The organism is Streptomyces lucensis JCM 4490 (genome assembly GCF_014650035.1).
GTDB lineage: Bacteria > Actinomycetota > Actinomycetes > Streptomycetales > Streptomycetaceae > Streptomyces > Streptomyces lucensis.
The window spans coordinates 306,383-325,374 of record NZ_BMUE01000002.1 but is presented as its reverse complement, the minus strand read 5'-3'; the positions used below and the strand labels follow the sequence as shown (position 1 = coordinate 325,374).

Here is an 18,992-nt window from a genome sequence, read left to right as displayed (position 1 = left end):
CGACAGGCCGACATACAGCAGCGAGAGGTGATCGATGGGCGTCACGGACCCCGCCGGGCCGGTGATGGACCGGGACGAGGTGGACCGTGCGCTGGCGCGGCTCGGCCAGGAGCACGAGGCGATCGAGACCTCGCTGCTGGCGCTGCAGGACCACGCGGGCCGCAGACTCCTCGAAGGGGCGAAACTGACCGGCGTCACCCAGGAGCGCTGGCAGGCCGCGGAGGAGCGGATCACTCTGCTGTGGGGGTACTTCGACGCCTACACGGCCACGCTGCGCGGCGCCCGGGAGATCCGTGGCCGGCGCCGCTGGTCCAGCCGTGAGGACCTGGCGGAGCTGACCGGCCTGCTGCGCGGCGAGTCCGTCACCGTCCCCGGCCACGGCAGGCTGAGCGAGACGTACTCGCTGACCGCGCTGGTGGACCGGATGAACGAGCTGTACGCGACGAGCCTGGACCTCGTCGTCGCCGCCGACGCCGTCTGGTCGGCGCTGCCCGCGCGGATCGATTTACTCGCCGCGGAACTCCGGCGCACCCGCGAGCTCGCCCGTTCCGTCGGTGTCCGGCCGGGCGAACACCCGGCCGGTGACGACCTGGAGCGGATCACCCGCACGCTGACCGGGCTGCGCGAGGACGTGGTCTCGGACCCGCTCGCCTTCTGGGTGCCGGCCGAGGGCAGTTCCGCGCCCGGGGGCGGCCGCCCGGACACCACGGTGTACGACCGTGAGGCGCGCGCCCTGGAGGACGTTCGCCGGGAGATCGACGCCGTGCTGACGGTCCGGCAGGACGCGGAGGCCCGGCTGATCCGGCTGCGGGACGTGCTCTCCCGCGCGGACCGCACGCTCGCCGAGGCCCGTACGGCGCGCGGTGAGGTGCTGGCGAAGATCGCCGCCACCGAGGTGCCCGTCGTCAGCGGCCCGCCGACCGTGCTGCAGGAGCAGCTGGCGACCGCGGCCGAGTACCGGCGGCAGGGGCAGTGGCACCGGCTCTCCCCGCTGCTGGAGTCGCTGGAGCGGAAGGCGGAGGACGAACTGCTGCGGGCCCGTGAGTCGTTGACCGCGGTCACCGCACCGCTGGCGGTCCGCGCCGAGCTGCGGGGCCGGCTCGACGCGTACAAGGCGAAGGTCGCCCGGCACGGTCTCGCCGAGGACCCGCTGCTCGTGGAGCGGTACGACGCGGCCCGGCGCATGCTGTGGAGCGCGCCCTGCGACCTGCGCGTGGCGGAACAGGCCGTGCTGCGCTACCAGCAGGCGGCGGCCGAGCAGCTCGGCGGCGCGAGCGCGCCGCAGGACCGTGAAGGGGGTCGGTCATGAGCCAGCCGGGGCAGACCTGCCAGCGGCCGGACTGCGCGGGGTCGTACGAGGACGTCGGCGGCGGTGAGCTGTACTGCGACACCTGCGGCCTCGCACCGGTGGTCTCCGCGAACGGCTCGGTGGGCTCGCCGCCCACCGGGGTCGCCAAGGGCGCCGCCGACAGCGGCAGCTCGCGCAGTTCCCGTACGTCGTCGCAGTCCTCGAAGTCGCGCCGCTCGGTGTCCGGGCGGCTCTCGCGGTCCCTGTCGGGCAGCTCCACCGGCCGCTCGGTGTCGGTGCGCAGCTCGGGCTCGTCCTCGGGCGCGTCGACGCGCGGGCGGCTGGGCGCCGGACTGGTGAGCGTGCCGCAGGTGCCCCGGCCGGACCCGCGCGCCATGGTGCTGCGCAACCCGGAGGTGCCCGAGCGCAAGCGCTTCTGCTCCCGGTCGGACTGCGGGGCGCCGGTCGGCCGGGCCCGGGGCGACCGGCCGGGCCGCACGGAGGGCTTCTGCACCAAGTGCGGGCACCCGTACTCCTTCGTGCCCAAGCTGCGGGCCGGGGACATCGTGCACGGCCAGTACGAGGTCGCGGGCTGCCTGGCGCACGGCGGGCTGGGCTGGATCTACCTGGCCGTGGACCGGGCCGTCTCCGACCGGTGGGTGGTGCTCAAGGGCCTGCTGGACACCGGCGACCAGGACGCGATGGCGGCGGCCATCTCCGAGCGGCGGTTCCTGGCGGAGATCGAGCACGCCAACATCGTGCGGATCTACAACTTCGTCGAGCACCTCGACCAGCGCACCGGCTCCCTCGACGGCTACATCGTCATGGAGTACGTCGGCGGCAAGTCGCTGAAGGAGATCGCCAACGCCCGCCGCACCCCGGACGGCAGGCGCGACCCGCTGCCGGTGGAGCAGGCGTGCGCGTACGGCATCGAGGCGCTGGAGGCGCTCGGCCACCTGCACAGCCGCAACCTGCTGTACTGCGACTTCAAGGTCGACAACGCCATCCAGACCGAGGACCAGCTGAAGCTGATCGACATGGGTGCCGTGCGCCGCATGGACGACGAGGAGTCGGCGATCTACGGCACGGTCGGCTACCAGGCGCCGGAGGTCGCCGACGTCGGCCCCTCGGTGGCGAGCGACCTGTACACGGTGGGCCGGACGCTCGCCGTGCTCACCTTCGACTTCCAGGGCTACACGAACGTCTACGTGGACTCCCTGCCCGACCCGGACACCATCGACGTCTTCCGCCGGTACGAGTCCTTCTACCGGCTGCTGGTGCGGGCCACCGACCCCGACCCGGCCCGCCGGTTCGCCTCCGCCCAGGAGATGGCCGAGCAGCTGACCGGGGTGCTGCGCGAGGTGGTCTCGCTGCAGACCGGGCAGGCGCGGCCCGCGCTGTCGACGCTGCTCGGCCCGGAAGTACGGGTGACGGACACGGAGTTGTTCCCCCGGCTGGACGGTGACGTGTCCCGGCTGGGGGCCCGTCCGGTACGCAGGCCCGCGGCGGCCGCCGCGCCGCCGCCGTCCCTCGTCCGGCCCGTCGACGTCCCGGCCGCGGCCCTGGCCCTGCCGGTCCCGCTGGTCGACCCGACCGACCCCAACGCCGGTTTCCTGGCCGGCCTGATGGCCTCCGCGCCGGCCGAGCTGATCAGCGCGCTGGAGGCGGCGCCCGCGCCGACCGTCGAGACCCGGCTGCGGCAGATCCGCGCCCGGTTGGAGGGCGGCGACCACCGGGCCGCGCTGACGTCCCTGGCCGAGCTGGACGAGGAGCGGCCCGACGACTGGCGGGTGGTCTGGTACCGGGGCGTGACCGCCCTGGTGACCGGCGACTTCGAGGGCGCGGCACTCGCCTTCGACGCGATCTACGACGCCTTCCCCGGCGAGGCCGCGCCCAAGCTGGCGCTCGGTCTGTGCGCGGAGGTGCTGGGCCAGCTCGACAACGCCGCCGAGTACTACCGCCTGGTGTGGGCGACCGACCCGAGCTTCGTCAGCGCGGCCTTCGGGCTCGCCCGGGTGCGGCTCGCGGCCAGGGACCGGCGTGGCGCCGTACGCACGCTGGAGTCGGTGCCGGAGTCCTCCATCCACTACACGGCCGCCCGGGTCGCCGCCGTCCGGGCCCGGCTCAGACAGCGCACGGCGACCCCCGGTGACGCGGCGTTGCCGGACGACCTGACCGCCGCCGCCGGGCAGGTCGAGGCGCTGCAGGCGTACGGTCTCGACCCCGCCCGCCGCGAGCAGTTGTCGGCGGAGGTGCTCGGCTGCGCGCTGGACTGGATACTCTCCGGGGGCCAGGGCACCACGCCGGCCACCGGTGGGCGGGTGCTGCTGGGCAGCGGTCTGGACGAGCGGGGACTGCGCTTCGGCCTGGAGCGCGCCTACCGCACGCTGGCCCGGCTGGCGCCCGGCGGCGAGGAGAGGATCGAACTGGTGGAACGGGCCAACCGTTACCGCCCCCGGACGTGGGTGTAGTTGATGTCGCAGATGCCCCAGCAGGCCGCACCGCCGAAGTGCCCGAGCTGCGCGGAACCCGTCGAGCCGGGTGACCACTTCTGCGGGGCGTGCGGTCACGACCTCTCGGTGGTGGCCGCCCCCCAGCAGGACCATCCGACGCTCGCCATGGCCTCCCCCGTGCAGGGGGACGGCGTGGACTGGCCGGCTCCCGAGCCGCCCGGCTCGGACAGCACCTCGCCGGCGCCGCACCTGCCGGCCGACCTGCCCGGCACCGACTCGGGCGGCAAACCCCTGCAGCCGGGGGAACCGGCCGCGCCCGGTGTCCGCTTCGACCGGCCCGCGGAGCCCGACGAGTACCCGCTGCAGGCGCCCGACCCGCGGGCGGCCGCCGGACCCGCGGCCGCCGCGCCGGACCCCGCGGCCGGCGATCCGGCACAGGTCTGCGTGGCCTGCCGGGCGGGCCGGGTGGACAGCGACGGCTACTGCGAGAACTGCGGGCACGCCCAGCCCCGCGAACGCGACCACATGGAGCGCGAGTCGGGTCCGGTCGCCGCCGTCAGCGACCGCGGCCTGCGCCACCACCGCAACGAGGACGCCTTCGCCGTCGGCCACACCACGCTGCCCGACGGCACGCCCGCCGCGCTCGCCGTCGTCTGCGACGGCGTCTCCTCGGCGACCCGCCCCGACGACGCCTCCCTGGCCGCCTCCCGGGCGGCCGGGGACGCGCTGCTGGCCGCCCTGCCGCGCGGCACCCACCCGCAGCAGGCCATGCACGAGGCGATCGTCGCCGCCGGGCAGGCCGTCGACGCCCTCGCCGGGGAGGGCGCCGCGGACCGCGAGCACGCCCCGCACCAGAACGCCCCGGCCTGCACGATCGTCGGCGCGGTCGTCACCGACGGCCTGCTGGTCGTCGGCTGGGTCGGCGACAGCCGCGTCTACTGGGTGCCCGCCGACCGCGGCGCGCCCCCGGCCCGGCTGACCGAGGACGACTCCTGGGCCGCGCAGATGGTCGCCGCCGGGCTGATGAGCGAGGCCGAGGCGTACGCCGACGAGCGCGCCCACGCGATCACCGGGTGGCTGGGTGCGGACGCCTACGAACTGGAGCCGCACACCGCGTCGTTCAAGCCGGACCGGCCCGGCGTCGTGGTGGTGTGCACCGACGGCCTGTGGAACTACGCGGAGACGGCCGAGGAGATGTCCGAGATCGTTCCCCCGGACGCGACGGAGCGTCCGCTGCACAGCGCCCGCGTGCTGGTCGGCCACGCCCTGGACGGCGGGGGCCACGACAACGTAACAGTGGCGGTCCTGCCGTTCCCCGCGCCGTCCCAGGGGGCAGGATCGGCCTGAGGCCGTACCACCACGGGGAAGCCGGCGGACCGGAGGGGACCGGTCCGTCCACACGCAGTGCCCCGCGTCAGCGGGGCGTCACAGGGGGATCTGATCAAGCATGGCCAATTTCGCGAAGCCGAACGTGCCGCGGTTCTCGGTGGACGTCTACCAGAACGAGTACCTGCCCGAAGGCGGCCGGGAGGTCAACGCCGTCGTGACGGTCACGGCGACGGGCGGCGGCACCGTCGGCGGTTCCGTCGCCGCGCCCGTCCACCCGCCGGGGCAGCGGCCCTCCGCCGCCGTGGCGGTCATGGTCGACTGCTCGGGCTCCATGGAGTACCCGCCGGACAAGATGCGGGGCGCCCGCAGCGCCACGGCCGCCGCGATCGACACCCTGCGCGACGGCACCCACTTCGCGGTGATCGGCGGCACGCACGTGGCCACGGAGATCTACCCGGGCGGCGGGCGGCTCGCCGTCGCCGACGACGCCACCCGGGGCCAGGCCAAGCGGGCGCTGAGCAGGCTGAGCTCGGGCGGCGGCACGGCCATCGGCACCTGGCTGCGGCTCGCCGACCGGCTGCTGTCCTCGGCGGACGTCACCATCCGGCACGGCATCCTGCTGACCGACGGGCGCAACGAGCACGAGTCGCCCGAGGAACTGCGGCGGGCCCTCGACGCGTGCGCGGGCCGGTTCACCTGTGACGCGCGGGGCGTGGGCACCGACTGGGAAGTGAAAGAAGTCACAGGCATCGCCTCCGCGCTGCTCGGCACCGCCGACATCGTCGCCGACCCGGCGGGCCTGACCGCCGACTTCACGCGGATGATGGAGACGGCGATGGGCAAGGAGGTCGCCGACGTCTGTCTGCGGGTGTGGACGCCGGTCGGCACCACGATCAAGTTCGTCAAGCAAGTCGCGCCCTCCGTCGAGGACTTGAGCGGCCGGCGCACCGAGGCCGGGCCACGCGCCGGGGACTACCCCACCGGGTCCTGGGGCGACGAGTCCCGCGACTACCACCTGTGCGTCCAGGTCCCGCCGGCCGGGCTCGGCCAGGAGATGCTCGCCGCCCGGGTCTCCCTGGTCGTCCCACAAGCGGACGGAACGGTACAGAACCTCGGCGCGCAGGGGCTCGTGCGGGCCGTGTGGACCGACGACATGGCGGCCTCCACCTCGATCAGCCCCCAAGTCGCCCACTACACGGGGCAGGCCGAACTGGCCCAAGCCATCAAGCAAGGCCTCGACCTTCGCAAAGCGGGCGATTTCGAGAGGGCAACGGCCAAACTCGGACGCGCGGTTCAGCTCGCGAGCGCCTCGGGGAACGCCGATACTGCGAAACTGCTTGCGAAGGTGGTGGACGTGGTCGACGCCGCGACAGGTACTGTGCGGTTGAAGACCAGGGTCGCGGAGGCCGATGAGATGACTCTGGAGACCCGGTCGACAAAGACTGTCCGTGTAAAGAAGTGACCCTGGAAGCGATTCGAGCGATCCAGACGGACCCTTAGGAGAAGGGGAAGCGCCGACATGCCGACCTGCCCGAACGGACACCAGTCGGGTTCCGACGACTGGTGCGAGGTCTGCGGTCACCGCATGGCCGGTGCCGTACCTCCGCCCCCGCCGCCGCCCCCGCCCGCGGGTGGCTACGGCTTCCCGCCGCCGCAGGGCGCCCAGCCCGGCGGACGCCCGCCCGCTTCCGGCGGCCACGAGCCGGAGCTGTGCCCGCAGTGCCGTACGCCCCGTGAGGGTGGTGCGCCCTTCTGCGAGGAGTGCCGGTGGAACTTCCTGACCAACACGGCCACCTCCTACACGCCGGCCGCCCCGCGCCCGCCGCAGCCCCGCTTCGAGCCGCCGAGCGCCACCTACGGCGGCGGTGACGCGTACGAGTACCAGGGCTCGCGGCCCTCGCAGGTGAACCGGCCCGCCGAGCCGATCCCGTCCTTCCACAGCGAGCCCTCCGGCCCGACGCCGTTCGGCGGCGACCGCGGCCCGTCCGGCCCGCCGACCTCACCGGGCCCCTCGGGCAACTCGGGCCCGTCCGGCTTCGGCGGCGACCGGCGTCCTCCGGGACCGCCGGGACCGCCGGGACCGCCGCAGGGCTTCGGCGGCGGCCAGGGCGGCCCCGGGTCGGGCGGCCCGTCCGGCTTCGGCGGCAACCCCGGCCAGGGCCAGGGGCCCGGTTCGGGCGGCCCCTCGGGCTTCGGCGGCGGCCCCGGCCAGGGCCCGGGCTCCAGCGGCCCCTCCGGCTTCGGCAGCAACCCCGGCCAGGGCCAAGGCCCCGGATCGGGCGGCCCCTCCGGCTTCGGCGGCGGCCCCGGCCAGGGCCCGGGCTCCAGCGGCCCCTCCGGCTTCGGCAGCAACCCCGGCCAGGGCCAAGGCCCCGGATCGGGCGGCCCCTCCGGCTTCGGCGGCGGCCCCGGCCAAGGTCCGGGCTCCGGCGGCCCCTCCGGCTTCCGGGGCAACCCCGGCCAGGGCCAAGGCCCCGGATCGGGCGGCCCCTCCGGCTTCGAAGGCAACCCCGGCCAGGGTCCCGGCTTCGGCGCCGACCCCTCGCGTCCGGTGCCGCCCCCGCCCGGACCGAACCCGTCCGCCGGTCCCGGCGGCGCCCATCAGGCGTTCCGGCAGTCGGGTGCGCCCGCCGCGCCCGCGTTCCCGCGCGAGAGCGGCCGGCCCCCGGCCGGCGGTCCGGCCTCCGGTGGCCCCTCCTTCGGCGGCGGTGACGACGACTGGGTGCTCTCCCCGCCGTCGGCCACCGGCCCGTCCGGGCACGGACCGGGTCAGGGTCCCGGCGGTCAGGGCGGCGGGTACGGCTACCCGCAGCCCGGCAGCGCGCAGTCCCCCGGCGGTCCCGGCTTCCCGCAGCAGCCGGCCACCTGGACGGCGACCATCGGCCCGGACCGCGAGTACTTCATGGCGATGATGCAGCGCTCCGGCCCGGAGGCCACGGGCCTGAACCTGCCCGCGTACTCGCCCGAACAGCAGCGCACGCTCACCGGCAACCAGGTCACCATCGGCCGCCGCCGGCACTCCACCGGCGACACCCCCGACATCGACCTGTCGGTGCCGCCGGAGGACCCGGGAGTCTCGCACCAGCACGCCGTGCTGGTGCAGCAGGCGGACGGCACCTGGGCGGTCGTCGACCAGAACTCGACGAACGGCACCACCGTCAACGGCTCGGAGGAACCGATCCAGCCGTTCGTGCCGGTCCCGCTGCAGGACGGCGACCGGGTGCACGTGGGCGCCTGGACGACGATCACCGTCCGCCGCGGCTGAGCACGGTCTCCGGCACGGTCAGGGGAGGGGCCACAGGTACGGCCCCTCCGGGTCGTCCAGCCACGCCCAGGCGCGCTCACCGGCGACCGTGACGCCGTACCGCCCGCGGTCCGGCTCGCCCTCGCGCTCCCACAGCCCGTACGCCTCCCGCGGGTCGAGGGTGCCGCGGAGCAGGACGAGCAGGAAACGGAACAGTTCCTGCTCGCGGGCCCGGTCCGGCAGCCCGGCCAGGGACATCCCGTCCGGGTGCGCCCGGCCCTCGCCGCGCAGGGGCACGAAGTAGGCGGCCGAGGGCAGGAAGCGGCCCTCGGCGTGCTCCCCGTCCCGCACGGTCAGGGTCAGCAGGCCGGTGGACAGCGGGGTCAGGACGCGGGCGCCGGGGCGGCACTGGGCGAGCCAGGCGCGCGGCACGGTGGGCAGCGCGCAGGTGGCGATGACCCGGTCGAAGGGGGCGCGCTCGGGCACCCCGCGCGCGCCGTCGCCGGTGACGACGACCGGGTGGTGACCCGCCGCGGCCAGGTGCTGCCGGGCCGACTCGGTGATCTCCGGCTCCAGGTCGATGCTGGTGACGAGGTCGTCGTCGCCGAGCCGGTGGGCGAGCAGAGCGGCGTTGTAACCGGTTCCGGCGCCCACTTCGAGGACCCGGTCGCCGTCCTCGACGCGCAGGGCGACCAGCATCCGCGCCATCAGCGAGGGCTGGCTGCTGGAGGAGAGCAGCTCGCCGTCGCGCAGCCGGGTCGCCAGCGGCACGTCGTCGTACGCGCCGCGCACCCAGCGTTCACGGGCCTCGGGGTTCGGGCTCTGGCCCCAGCGGCGCTCGTAGCCGCCCCGGCCGGCGACGTAGTAGTACGGCACGAACAGGTGCCGGGGCACCTGGGCGAACGCCTCCCGCCACACCGGGTCCTCCGCCCAGGCACCGTCGGCGTCGATCTCCCGCACCAGCGCGGCCCGCGCCTCGGCGGCCAGCCCCTCGATCTCGATGTCGTAGGCGCCCATGGATCCACAGTAGGGGGGTCCTAGGGCTTGAGTCCTGGGCCGCCCGGTCTGAGACCATGGACGGGTACTGCAATCGCCGGACATTGTGAGGCTTCCGACGTGACCGAGATTCGGCGCGGCACTCTTCAGCAGCAGACCTTCTACGAGCAGGTCGGCGGGGAGCAGACCTTCCGCCGGCTCGTCCACCGTTTCTACGAGGAGGTCGCCGCGGACCCGTTCCTGCGGCCGATGTACCCGGAGGAGGACCTGGGCCCGGCCGAGGAGCGGCTGACCCTGTTCCTGATCCAGTACTGGGGCGGCCCGACCACCTACAGCGACAACCGCGGCCACCCCCGGCTGCGCATGCGGCACGCACCGTTCACCGTGGACCGGGCGGCGCACGACGCCTGGCTTCGGCACATGCGGGTGGCCGTGGACGAACTCGGCCTGTCCGAGGAGCACGAGCGCACGCTGTGGAACTACCTGACGTACGCCGCCGCGTCGATGGTGAACACCCCGGACTGACCGGCCGTCACCGGCCGCCCGACCGGCCGCCCTCGGAGGACCGGGGGACCGCACGGAACGTTCGTGGCCGGTCCGGGCACGGCCCACGGCTCACAGCCCACGGCCCACGGTTCAGCGGACGCTGATGCCCAGCGTCCCGAGTCCCGCGCGCCGGACGGCGACGGACCCGTACGGGGTGCGCAGCCTGAGCCACGCCCCGGAGGAGAACAGCCCGGTGTCGGCCGCCTCGGTCCCGGGCCGCAGGAAGCCCAGGGACTGCGCCGCGTGCACGGCCCGGACGGGGAGCCGGGTCCGCCCCGTCTCCCGGGACCAGATGTCCCGCCCGATCCGGTCCAGCTCGGCGCGGGTGCGCGACTCGGGTGCCAGCTCGTCGGTGCGGGCCCTGAACTCGGCGACCGCCGCGGCGACGGCCGCCCGCAGTTCCGCGGGGGCCGGCAGCCCCGGTTCCGGCCGCCAGCCGCCGCGCGGCGGCAGCACACCGGCCCACGGCGGACCGGTGACCGCGCCCGGGACGGCGGCGGTGGCCGCCCGCTCGTCCACGGACTCCAGCAGCTCACCGGCGGAGACGGTCACGTCGAGGGTGACGTCGAGCCCGTTCTCGTAGGGCTTCGCCAGCCGCACCGCGCGGACCGCGACCACCTCGAAGGACGGCGGCCGTCCGAAGACGGCGAGTGCCGTTCCCGCCGCCTGGAGGCGTACGGCTGCTCCACGGTCGTAGTGGAGCAGCCGGGACAGGAAGGCGATGAGGTCCGCCGCCTCCGTCTCGTCGGCGAGGTGCAGCACCGTCATGCGGCGACGGCCTCCCCCGGGGCCTCCGCGTTCTCGGCGGCGTCCGTGTACTCCTCCAGGAACTCGCGTTCCTCAGCGGTGATCCGCCGCGGCCGCTGGGTCTCGAAGTCGAACGGCACGACCACCGTGGAGGCCCGCACGTACACGAGGTCCGCGTCCTTCACCTCGTAGGCGATCGTGAAGGAGGCGGCACGGATCTCGGTGATCCACACCTCGATGTCCACCGGGTGGTGCCGATGGACGAGCTGACGCTTGTAGTCGATCTCGTGGCGCGCCACCACCGACCCCTGCTTGAAGTCCTTGTCCGGCCGGAACAGGAAGTCGATGCGGGCTTCCTCCAGGTAGCGGAGGAAGACCACGTTGTTGACGTGACCGTACGCGTCCATGTCCGCCCAGCGCAGCGGGCAGCGGTAGAGGTGGCGCAAGACCGATCAGCCCCGGGTCAGCTTCTTGTAGGTGGCGCGGTGCGGACGCGCGGCGTCCGGGCCGAGCCGCTCGACCTTGTTCTTCTCGTACGACTCGAAGTTGCCCTCGAACCAGAACCACTTCGACTCACCCTCGTAGGCGAGGATGTGCGTGGCGACCCGGTCCAGGAACCACCGGTCGTGGGAGACGACCACGGCGCAGCCGGGGAAGTCCAGCAGGGCGTTCTCCAGGCTGGAGAGCGTCTCGACGTCGAGGTCGTTGGTGGGCTCGTCGAGGAGCAGCAGGTTGCCGCCCTGCTTGAGGGTCAGCGCCAGGTTGAGGCGGTTGCGCTCACCACCGGACAGGACGCCGGTCGGCTTCTGCTGGTCCGGGCCCTTGAACCCGAAGGCGGACACGTACGCGCGGGACGGCATCTCGACCTGGCCGACGTTGATGTAGTCGAGCCCGTCGGAGACGACCTCCCACAGCGTCTTCTTCGGGTCGAGGTTCTCGCGGCTCTGGTCGACGTAGGAGATCTTGACGGTCTCGCCGACCTTGATGTCACCGGAGTCCGGCGTCTCCAGGCCCTGGATCATCTTGAACAGGGTGGTCTTGCCGGCGCCGTTCGGACCGATGACGCCCACGATGCCGTTGCGCGGCAGCGTGAAGCTGAGGCCGTCGACGAGGACCTTCTCGCCGAAGGCCTTGTTGAGCTTGTCGACCTCGACGACGATGCTGCCCAGGCGCGGGCCCGGCGGGATCTGGATCTCCTCGAAGTCCAGCTTCCGCATCTTGTCGGCCTCGGCGGCCATCTCCTCGTAGCGGGCGAGGCGGGCCTTGGACTTGGCCTGGCGCCCCTTGGCGTTCGACCGCACCCACTCCAGCTCTTCCTTGAGCCGCTTCTGCCGCTTGGCGTCCTTCTGGCCCTCGACCTTGAGACGGGTGGCCTTGGTCTCCAGGTACGTGGAGTAGTTGCCCTCGTACGGGTAGGCACGGCCGCGGTCGAGTTCGAGGATCCACTCGGCGACGTTGTCGAGGAAGTACCGGTCGTGGGTGATCGCCACGACGGTGCCCGGGTACTTGGCCAGGTGCTGCTCCAGCCAGTTCACGGACTCGGCGTCGAGGTGGTTGGTGGGCTCGTCGAGGAGCAGCAGGTCGGGCTGCTCCAGCAGCAGCTTGCAGAGCGCGACGCGGCGCTTCTCACCACCGGAGAGGTTGGTGACGGGCCAGTCGCCGGGCGGGCAGCCCAGCGCGTCCATGGCCTGCTCCAGCTGGGCGTCGAGGTCCCAGGCGTTGGCGTGGTCCAGCTCCTCCTGGAGCTTGCCCATCTCGTCGAGCAGCGCGTCGGAGTAGTCGGTCGCCATCAGCTCGGCGATCTCGTTGAACCGGTCGAGCTTGCCCTTGATCTCGGCGACACCCTCCTGGACGTTCTCCAGGACGGTCTTCTCCTCGTTCAGCGGCGGCTCCTGCAGCAGGATGCCGACGCTGTAACCCGGCGACAGGAAGGCGTCACCGTTGGACGGCTGCTCCAGCCCCGCCATGATCTTCAGCACGGTCGACTTACCGGCACCGTTCGGACCGACGACACCGATCTTCGCTCCCGGCAGGAAGCTCAGGGTGACGTCGTCGAGGATCACCTTGTCGCCGTGCGCTTTGCGCGCCTTGCGCATGGTGTAAATGAACTCAGCCAAGAGAAACCGTCCGGCAGCTTGAAATCTGGCAGTGGGCAGATACACCCCATCTTGCCTGACCGCCACCCCTGGGGGGAAACCCATATGGTCCCGACCCGCTGACCTGGGGCTTCGTCTGTGGCGAGCACCGCTCGCCTGGCAGCCCAGAGATGATCACCCCGCCACTCGTCCGACGGCCGCCACCTGCGATGCGTGCTCAGCACCAGCCGGCGGCCCAGAGACGGCCCAGGCCGGCTCACCTGTTCCGTGCTCTGGACCAGCGGAACGCGGCGAGAGCCAGACCCAAGACGGCGATGAGCGTGACGGCTATGGTGATCTTGGCGCCCAAAGGCATCGTCCCGAACATGTGCGTCTCCCCCACCGATCGACTGCGGCCGCCTCTGGATTCATGATCGCGGCCCTCTGGGGATCACCATGCCATCTCTCGTGGTGCTGTGGTCAGCTATGGCGAGAAGCTTGAGGATCTTCTGAGCTGTGCTCTTCGGTGCCAGCCGATCCCCCCCCGGCCGGAGGAATCACTGCCCGATCGCAGGTCGGGCCCTTGCGCCGGCAGGTGTCAGTGTTTGAAGGCGCCCTTGGCTCCCTCTTTCGCGCCCCGCATCCTGCCCCGTGCTTCGAGGGCGGCGCCTTTTGCCGCGAGGGTGTCCTTGTGCACCGCGTGGGCCACCTTCCGTACGGCTTTTCCTGCGACCTGCTCGGCCTTGGCCTTGACCTTCTGCCCGGTACTCATGTCGGTACCTCCGCGTTCTCCGGCCGAGTGCCCTTGAGGGAGCCGGCGAACCGCCGGGGCGGACGGACGGGGCCGCTCAGCCGCGCGGAGTCGTCTCGCGACGGCGGAGGATGACCAGGACCGCGCCGCCGATCACCACGAGGCCGATGGCGACGCCCGCTATCAGGGGGGTGATCGCGCTGCTGCCGGTGGCGGCCAGGTCGGTGGTGTCCGCGGCGGTGCCGCCGACCGTGGCGGGGCTGGGCTGGTTGCGGACCTGGGTGGTCTCGGTGCTGATCGCGCCCTGCGTCTTGCAGTCGAGGATGCCGGTGAAGCGGTGGCTGAAGCCGTGCGGGCCGGTGATCGTGAAGTCGTAGGCCTGGTCCTCCTGGAGCGGGACGCTCACCGTGCGGGAGGCGCCCGCGGGGACGGTGTGCTCGGCGCCCATCAGCTCGAAGGTGAACGGCTGGTCCCCCTTGTTGGCCGCGGTGATGTCGACGCCGCCCCTGGCGCAGTTCTTCCGCGCCGACACCGCCGGTATGGCGCCCTCGGCCGCCCAGGAGGCCGTCGCCGTCGCGGAGACCGTCGACTCGCTGGAACCGGCCAGGATCTGGGTCTGGCTCCGGCTGTCGGAGACGAAGGCGCGGCCCACCGGCACGGTGGTGGACGCCTGCACGGTCAGCTGGGCCGTGCCGTCCGCCGCGTCCTCGGGGACGTCGAAGTAGAGCCGGCTGCCGTTCCTGGCCGTGGTGAGGACCTTGCCGGTCCTGTCGGTGATCCGCACCCCGTCGGTGGCCGCGTCCGCCGGCGGGGCGACCGCGACCGTGCCCGCGTTGGTGTGCACGGTCACCGGTCCCAGCAGGTCGCCGGGCCGCCCGGAGACCGCGGGCGGGTCCAGGGTGAGGGAGGCCTGCGGCTCGCCGCTGTTCCGGGCGTTCTTCTCCAGGTAGTCGGCGAGCTTCTCGGCCTGCGGGTCGACGGCGTCGACCTTCGCGCCGTCCGAGTAGCGCCAGATGGCCACCTGGGTGCCGGCCGCCGCGTCCTGCTCGGTGAGTGTGCCGGCTCCGGCCCGACGGGCCAGCTCGGCGAGATCGTTGACCTGGGGGTAGGAGTTCTGCAGGATCCAGCGGATCCTGCCGGCGTCCTTGTTGGCGGCCAGCGAGGTGGCGCTCCAGGCCGTCTCCCGGTAGTGCGCGTCCCGCTGCGTGGGGTTGTGGAGGTCGACGCAGTACGTCTGCAGGGCGCCGCCGCCGTCCACGGACATCTCGAACAGGCCCGCCGTCACCCGCTGGTCCTCGCCGTCCGCGTGGATCACGGCCTGGCCGTACGTCTTGAGACCGTTGATCGTGGCCGTCGCGCCGCCCTGGGTCTGCGGGGTCCCGTCGGCCACGGCCGCACCGGCGCCGGACAGCACACCTGCCGCCACCAGACCGGTCACCGTGGTGGTGGCGGCCAGGCGGGCCGCTCGGGCGGACCGGCGGATCCCGGACAGCGCAGCAAACACAGAGTTCCCCTTCGCGCAGGACCCGTTGGACGGGGGGACGGTCCCACCAGCAGCATCAGCAGCCCCGAGGGGCACGCCCGGCATCCTATGGATCACGCGCAGCCTCCCCTGCCGGTCGGATCATCCGATGACCGATCCGATCCGCAATCGTTATCGCGAGGGCGTTCCGTGAGCTGGGCTTATCGACAAATCCACCGGTTTGCACGGGCCAACGACCATACGCAGGCGCCTGTTGACGTTACGTCACCAGCGCTGTGTCCGTGCCCGGTTGTGCCGGCTCACCGTCCCGGACGTCCGGGGCCGCCGCCGACCGCGGTGTCTCCCAGTTCGGTTCCGGGCGGGCCGTCGACGGCGGCTCCGGTTTGGCCGCGCGGTGGAACACCGCGGTGCCGCGAGTCAGGTCGTGACCGACCGCCACGGCGTCGATGTCGGCGGACGCCCACTGCTGCTGGCCCTCGCGCACTTCCGTACGCACCTTCAGCCGGCCCTGGACCACGACCGGCTGGCCCACTTCCACCGACGCGGTCACGTTGACCGCGAGCTGGCGGTTGGCCCACACCGTGAAGAAGTTGGTGTGCCCGTCCGTCCAGACGTTCTTCTCCCGGTCCCAGTAGCGGGCGGTCGCGGCCAGCCGGAACCGGGCCGACGGACCCGTCGGCAGCTCCCGGTACACCGGTGGGGTGGCCACGTTGCCCACCACGCAGACGATGGTCTCGTTCACGTCCTCGCTCCCCTCCCCCGGCCTTCCGCGGCCGGGGCGGACACGCGTACGGGCCCGTCCCGTACGGCTGCGTCTGCCGTGCGGACGCGTACGAATGCCGTACGCGTCCGCACGTCCCGCCGACCGCCCGCACGTCCGCCGTCCATCCGGCCGGACCCGCCGTGCGATCGCCGTGACCTCAGACTGCCTCCGCCGGGCCGAGCCCGCTGAGCGCTGTGGAGGACCACCTCACCTGTGGAAAACCCCGTCACCCAGGCGGGTGCCCTCACTCTGCCGTCGCCCGGGGACCCTGCTCAGCCCACCGCGGCCCCGGTCCGTGCCACCCGCCCGTACTGCTCCCGCACCTCCCGGTACCGCAGCAGCTCCGCCGCCACCGGATCGAGGACCCGGGCCCGGCCGCAGCTCGCGGCCGCCTCCCGCAATCGCCGTTCCGCATCGTGGCCGTAGCGCCGCGCGGGCGCCCGGGCCGCCATCCGGCAGGCCCACTCCACCAGCGGCCCGCCGACGATCCCGCACGCCATCAGCAGCACCGGCACGCCCAGATTGGGGGACATGACACCGGCGATCTGACCCACCAGCCACAGCCCGCCGACGACCTGCAGCAGCGTCATGGACGCCTGGACCAGCACCGCCACCGGCCACCAGCCCGGACGGGGCGGACGCCCCGGCGGCAGTCCGGCCCGCGCCGCCAGCTCGTCCAGCGCCTCCGACAGCCCCTGGGAGCCGCGTACGGCCGCCTCGCGCACCGCCTGCGCCCAGGGCGCGGGCAGACCGGCCGAGGCCCGGTCGGAGACCGTACGGACCGCCTGTTCCACGCGCTGGCGGGCCGTGGCCTCCTCGTCGGCGGCCTGCACGCGCACCGGAGTGCGGCCCGTGGTGGGCTCGCCACGGCCCTGGTACCAGCGCCACAGCCGCAGCCACGGGGTGCCGCAGGCGCGGTTGGCGTTGCGCAGCCAGGCGCGCTCGGCCGCCTCGCCCGCCGCGATGGCGCCCACCGCGTCGGCGAGCCGTGCGGCGAACTCCTCGCGGGCGTCCTCGCTGAGGCCGACCCGCCGCCCGGTGACGTAGACGGGCCGCAGTTCGGCCGCCGCGGCGTCCACGTCGGCGGCGACCCGCCGGGACGCCGCGCCTCGCTCGGCCACGAACTCGCCGAGTGCCTCGCGCAGGTCGCCGACGCCCTCGCCGGTGAGCGCGGACAGCGCGAGCACGGTGGCACCGGGCTCGCCGAACTCGCCGAGCGCGACGCCGTCCTCGTCCAGCAGCCGCCGCAGGTCGTCCAGGACCTGGTCGGCCGCGTCGCCGGGCAGCCGGTCGACCTGGTTGAGGACGACGAACATGACCTCCGCGTGCCCGGCCATGGGGCGCAGGTAGCGCTCGTGCAGGACCGCGTCGGCGTACTTCTCGGGGTCGACCACCCAGATCACCGCGTCGACCAGCTTGAGGATCCGGTCGACCTGTTCGCGGTGCTGCACGGCGGCGGAGTCGTGGTCGGGCAGGTCGACCAGGACCAGCCCGCGCAGTTGTGCCTCGGCCTCCGGGCTCTGGAGCGGGCGGCGGCGCAGGCGGCCGGGGATGCCCAGCCGGTCGATGAGGCCCGCCGCGCCGTCGCTCCAGCTGCACGCGATGGGGGCGGCCGTGGTCGGGCGGCGTACGCCGGTCTCGGAAATGGCCACTCCCGCGAGGGAGTTGAACAGCTGCGACTTGCCGCTGCCGGTCGCCCCCGCGATGGCCACGACGGTGTGGCGGCCGGAGAGCTTGCGGCGGGCGGTCGCCTCGTCGAGGACGCGGCCCGCCTCGGTGAGGGTACGGCGGTCGAGCCGGGCGCGGGAGAGTCCGACGAGTTCCCGCAGGGCGTCCAGGCGGGAGCGGAGGTGGCCGTCGTACGCCAGCGGCGCGGGGTTGTGACCGCTGCCCGGGCCGCGGCTCGAAGTCTCCAGCGCCGAGGTCCGTTCGGCGGCCAGGGCCGCGGCGTTGGCCTCCGTGATACGCCGGGCGATCAGCCCGTCGTCCCATGCTTCCGAGGACTCGGCGTCGGGGTCGACGGCGGGGTCGGTGGCGAGGCCGGCGGCGGGGTCGGTGCCGATCGTCGCGCCCTCCGCGGACCGGGGTGCGGGTGCCGTGTCGCCGGGGTGGGGCTCCGGGTCCGCGCCGGTGGGACGGAGCTTCGGCGCCTCCTCACCGGAGCGAGGTTCCGGCGCCTCCTCCGCGTGGCGGGTCTGGGGTGCCTCCTCCGCGTGGCGGGCCTGGGGTGCCTCCTCCGCGTGGCGGGCCTGGGGTGCCTCCTCCGCGTGGCGGGCCTGGGGTGCCTCCTCCGCGTGGCGGGGCTGGGGCGGCTCCCCGCCGGAGCGGGGCTTCGGCGCCTCCTCCGCCGGGCACGACGTCAGGCCGTCCTCCGCGGCGCGGGACTTCGGGACCTCGTTGGCGGGGCCGGGGTGCGGGTCCGTTCCGGCGGTGCGTGGATGCGGTTCGCCGTCGAAGGGCCGGGGTTCGGGGTGCTCGTCGGTGGGGTGGGAACCAGGAAGATCCCTGGCGGCCCGGGGCCTCGGGGCCACCTCGGCGGCCCGCGGCCTCAGCGCTTCCTCGGCGGCTCGCGGCCTCAGCAGTTCCTCCAGAGCCCGGAGTCTCGGCGAGTCCTCGGGGTCCCCGGGGTTCGGCTGCTCCTCGGCACCCCGGGTTTCCAGGGCGGTGTCACGGGTCGGCGGCTCCCCGACGGCCAGGAAGCGCAGCGGCTCCCTCGGCGGACGCGGAGCATGGGACTCCTCGGTCGGGCGTAGTTGCGGCGAGTCGTCCGTGGGGCGCGGTTTCGGGGCGCAGAGGCGTGGCCCGGCGTCCGGGGTGGCGGCACCCTGCCCGCGTGGGAACACGAATCGGCCGGCGGTCTCCTCATCCACGTGTGCGTGCCGCTCGTTGGGCGCCTGGCCCGCCAAGTCCCGTGCGCTCGGCGCCGCTTCCCGCGCCTCCCGTCCGCTGTCCGTGTCCCCGTCCCCGGCGGCGGTGGCCGGTGCGACGGCGGCACCGCCGCCACCGGCGAAACGGCGGGCGGGCCCCTCGTTCAGCGGCCGGCCCTCGCCGGTCGCCCCGTCGCCCGTGCCGCCCTCCCCGGTGCGCGCGACAGGCCCCGTCGAGCCGTCACCGCCCGCCCCGGACCCCGCGGCACCGCGCCCGAAGGCCGGACCCGCCCCGGGGTCCACGTGGTCACCGCGCCCGACCGGTCCCGCCGTCGCGTCGAAACCACCGTGGAGACGGGAATCCCCGCGACCGTGGCCCACGCGACCGCCGCCGCTGCCACGGATCGCGTCCCCTTCGTCCGCACCGCGCTCCGCAGGGCCGTGACCCGC

General features: G+C 73.9%; 14 protein-coding genes. 6 read left to right on the top strand and 8 right to left on the bottom strand.

The window, feature by feature from the left end:
- The first annotated feature begins 34 nt into the window (after window positions 1-34).
- The 5 genes from IE177_RS05605 (at window position 35) to IE177_RS05585 (ending at window position 8,335) form a co-directional block, all read left to right on the top strand.
- Window positions 35-1,309 (top strand): coiled-coil domain-containing protein, encoded by a 1,275-nt coding sequence (locus IE177_RS05605; RefSeq protein ID WP_190013615.1) that lies wholly within the window; start codon window positions 35-37, stop codon window positions 1,307-1,309.
- Entirely contained in the window at window positions 1,306-3,759 is a 2,454-nt protein-coding gene (locus tag IE177_RS05600) for a serine/threonine-protein kinase (RefSeq protein ID WP_190013614.1), read from the top strand. Before IE177_RS05605 ends, IE177_RS05600 begins: the two co-directional genes overlap by 4 nt.
- 3 nt (window positions 3,760-3,762) lie before the next feature.
- Window positions 3,763-5,088 carry a PP2C family protein-serine/threonine phosphatase gene (locus IE177_RS05595; protein WP_190013613.1) on the top strand — a complete coding sequence of 442 codons (1,326 nt, stop codon included), beginning with the start codon at window positions 3,763-3,765 and terminating at the stop codon, window positions 5,086-5,088.
- 100 nt (window positions 5,089-5,188) lie between these two features.
- Window positions 5,189-6,532 (top strand): vWA domain-containing protein, encoded by a 1,344-nt coding sequence (locus tag IE177_RS05590; RefSeq protein WP_190013612.1) that lies wholly within the window; start codon window positions 5,189-5,191, stop codon window positions 6,530-6,532.
- Window positions 6,533-6,589: 57 nt separating this feature from the next.
- Window positions 6,590-8,335, top strand: coding sequence for an FHA domain-containing protein (locus IE177_RS05585; RefSeq protein ID WP_190013611.1), 1,746 nt, complete (start codon window positions 6,590-6,592; stop codon window positions 8,333-8,335).
- Between the two features lie 18 nt (window positions 8,336-8,353).
- Here IE177_RS05585 and IE177_RS05580 read toward each other — a convergent pair whose 3' ends face one another.
- Window positions 8,354-9,331, bottom strand: a complete 978-nt coding sequence (locus IE177_RS05580) for a methyltransferase domain-containing protein (RefSeq protein WP_190013610.1) — start codon at window positions 9,329-9,331, stop codon at window positions 8,354-8,356.
- Window positions 9,332-9,430: 99 nt separating this feature from the next.
- Here IE177_RS05580 and IE177_RS05575 point away from each other — a divergent pair, with 99 nt between their 5' ends.
- The gene (locus tag IE177_RS05575; RefSeq protein WP_190013609.1) at window positions 9,431-9,835 is read left to right on the top strand and encodes a globin; all 405 of its coding nucleotides are present in this window, start codon (window positions 9,431-9,433) and stop codon (window positions 9,833-9,835) included.
- 111 nt (window positions 9,836-9,946) lie between these two features.
- On the opposite strand, the gene IE177_RS05570 is transcribed toward IE177_RS05575, so the two are convergent.
- The 7 genes from IE177_RS05570 to IE177_RS35695 all read right to left on the bottom strand — a co-directional run bounded on the left by IE177_RS05570 (window position 9,947) and on the right by IE177_RS35695 (window position 18,038).
- Window positions 9,947-10,624, bottom strand: a complete 678-nt coding sequence (locus tag IE177_RS05570) for a DUF8185 domain-containing protein (protein ID WP_190013608.1) — start codon at window positions 10,622-10,624, stop codon at window positions 9,947-9,949.
- Window positions 10,621-11,049, bottom strand: coding sequence for an acyl-CoA thioesterase (locus IE177_RS05565; protein ID WP_190013607.1), 429 nt, complete (start codon window positions 11,047-11,049; stop codon window positions 10,621-10,623). Before IE177_RS05565 ends, IE177_RS05570 begins: the two co-directional genes overlap by 4 nt.
- A gap of 6 nt (window positions 11,050-11,055) precedes the next feature.
- Entirely contained in the window at window positions 11,056-12,720 is a 1,665-nt protein-coding gene (gene ettA, locus IE177_RS05560; RefSeq protein WP_190013606.1) for an energy-dependent translational throttle protein EttA, read from the bottom strand.
- 556 nt (window positions 12,721-13,276) lie between these two features.
- Complete coding sequence (locus IE177_RS05555; RefSeq protein ID WP_190013605.1) at window positions 13,277-13,450, bottom strand: hypothetical protein; 174 nt, start codon at window positions 13,448-13,450, stop codon at window positions 13,277-13,279.
- A 76-nt stretch (window positions 13,451-13,526) separates the two neighbouring features.
- On the bottom strand, window positions 13,527-14,933 hold the full coding sequence (locus IE177_RS05550; RefSeq protein ID WP_373305028.1) for a Cys-Gln thioester bond-forming surface protein: 1,407 nt from the start codon (window positions 14,931-14,933) through the stop codon (window positions 13,527-13,529).
- 238 nt (window positions 14,934-15,171) lie between these two features.
- Window positions 15,172-15,654: a single-stranded DNA-binding protein gene (locus tag IE177_RS05545; protein ID WP_190013604.1), complete on the bottom strand. Its 483-nt coding sequence runs from the start codon at window positions 15,652-15,654 to the stop codon at window positions 15,172-15,174.
- A 293-nt stretch (window positions 15,655-15,947) separates the two neighbouring features.
- Window positions 15,948-18,038 carry a GTPase gene (locus IE177_RS35695; RefSeq protein WP_373305046.1) on the bottom strand — a complete coding sequence of 697 codons (2,091 nt, stop codon included), beginning with the start codon at window positions 18,036-18,038 and terminating at the stop codon, window positions 15,948-15,950.
- Window positions 18,039-18,992: the final 954 nt, after the last annotated feature.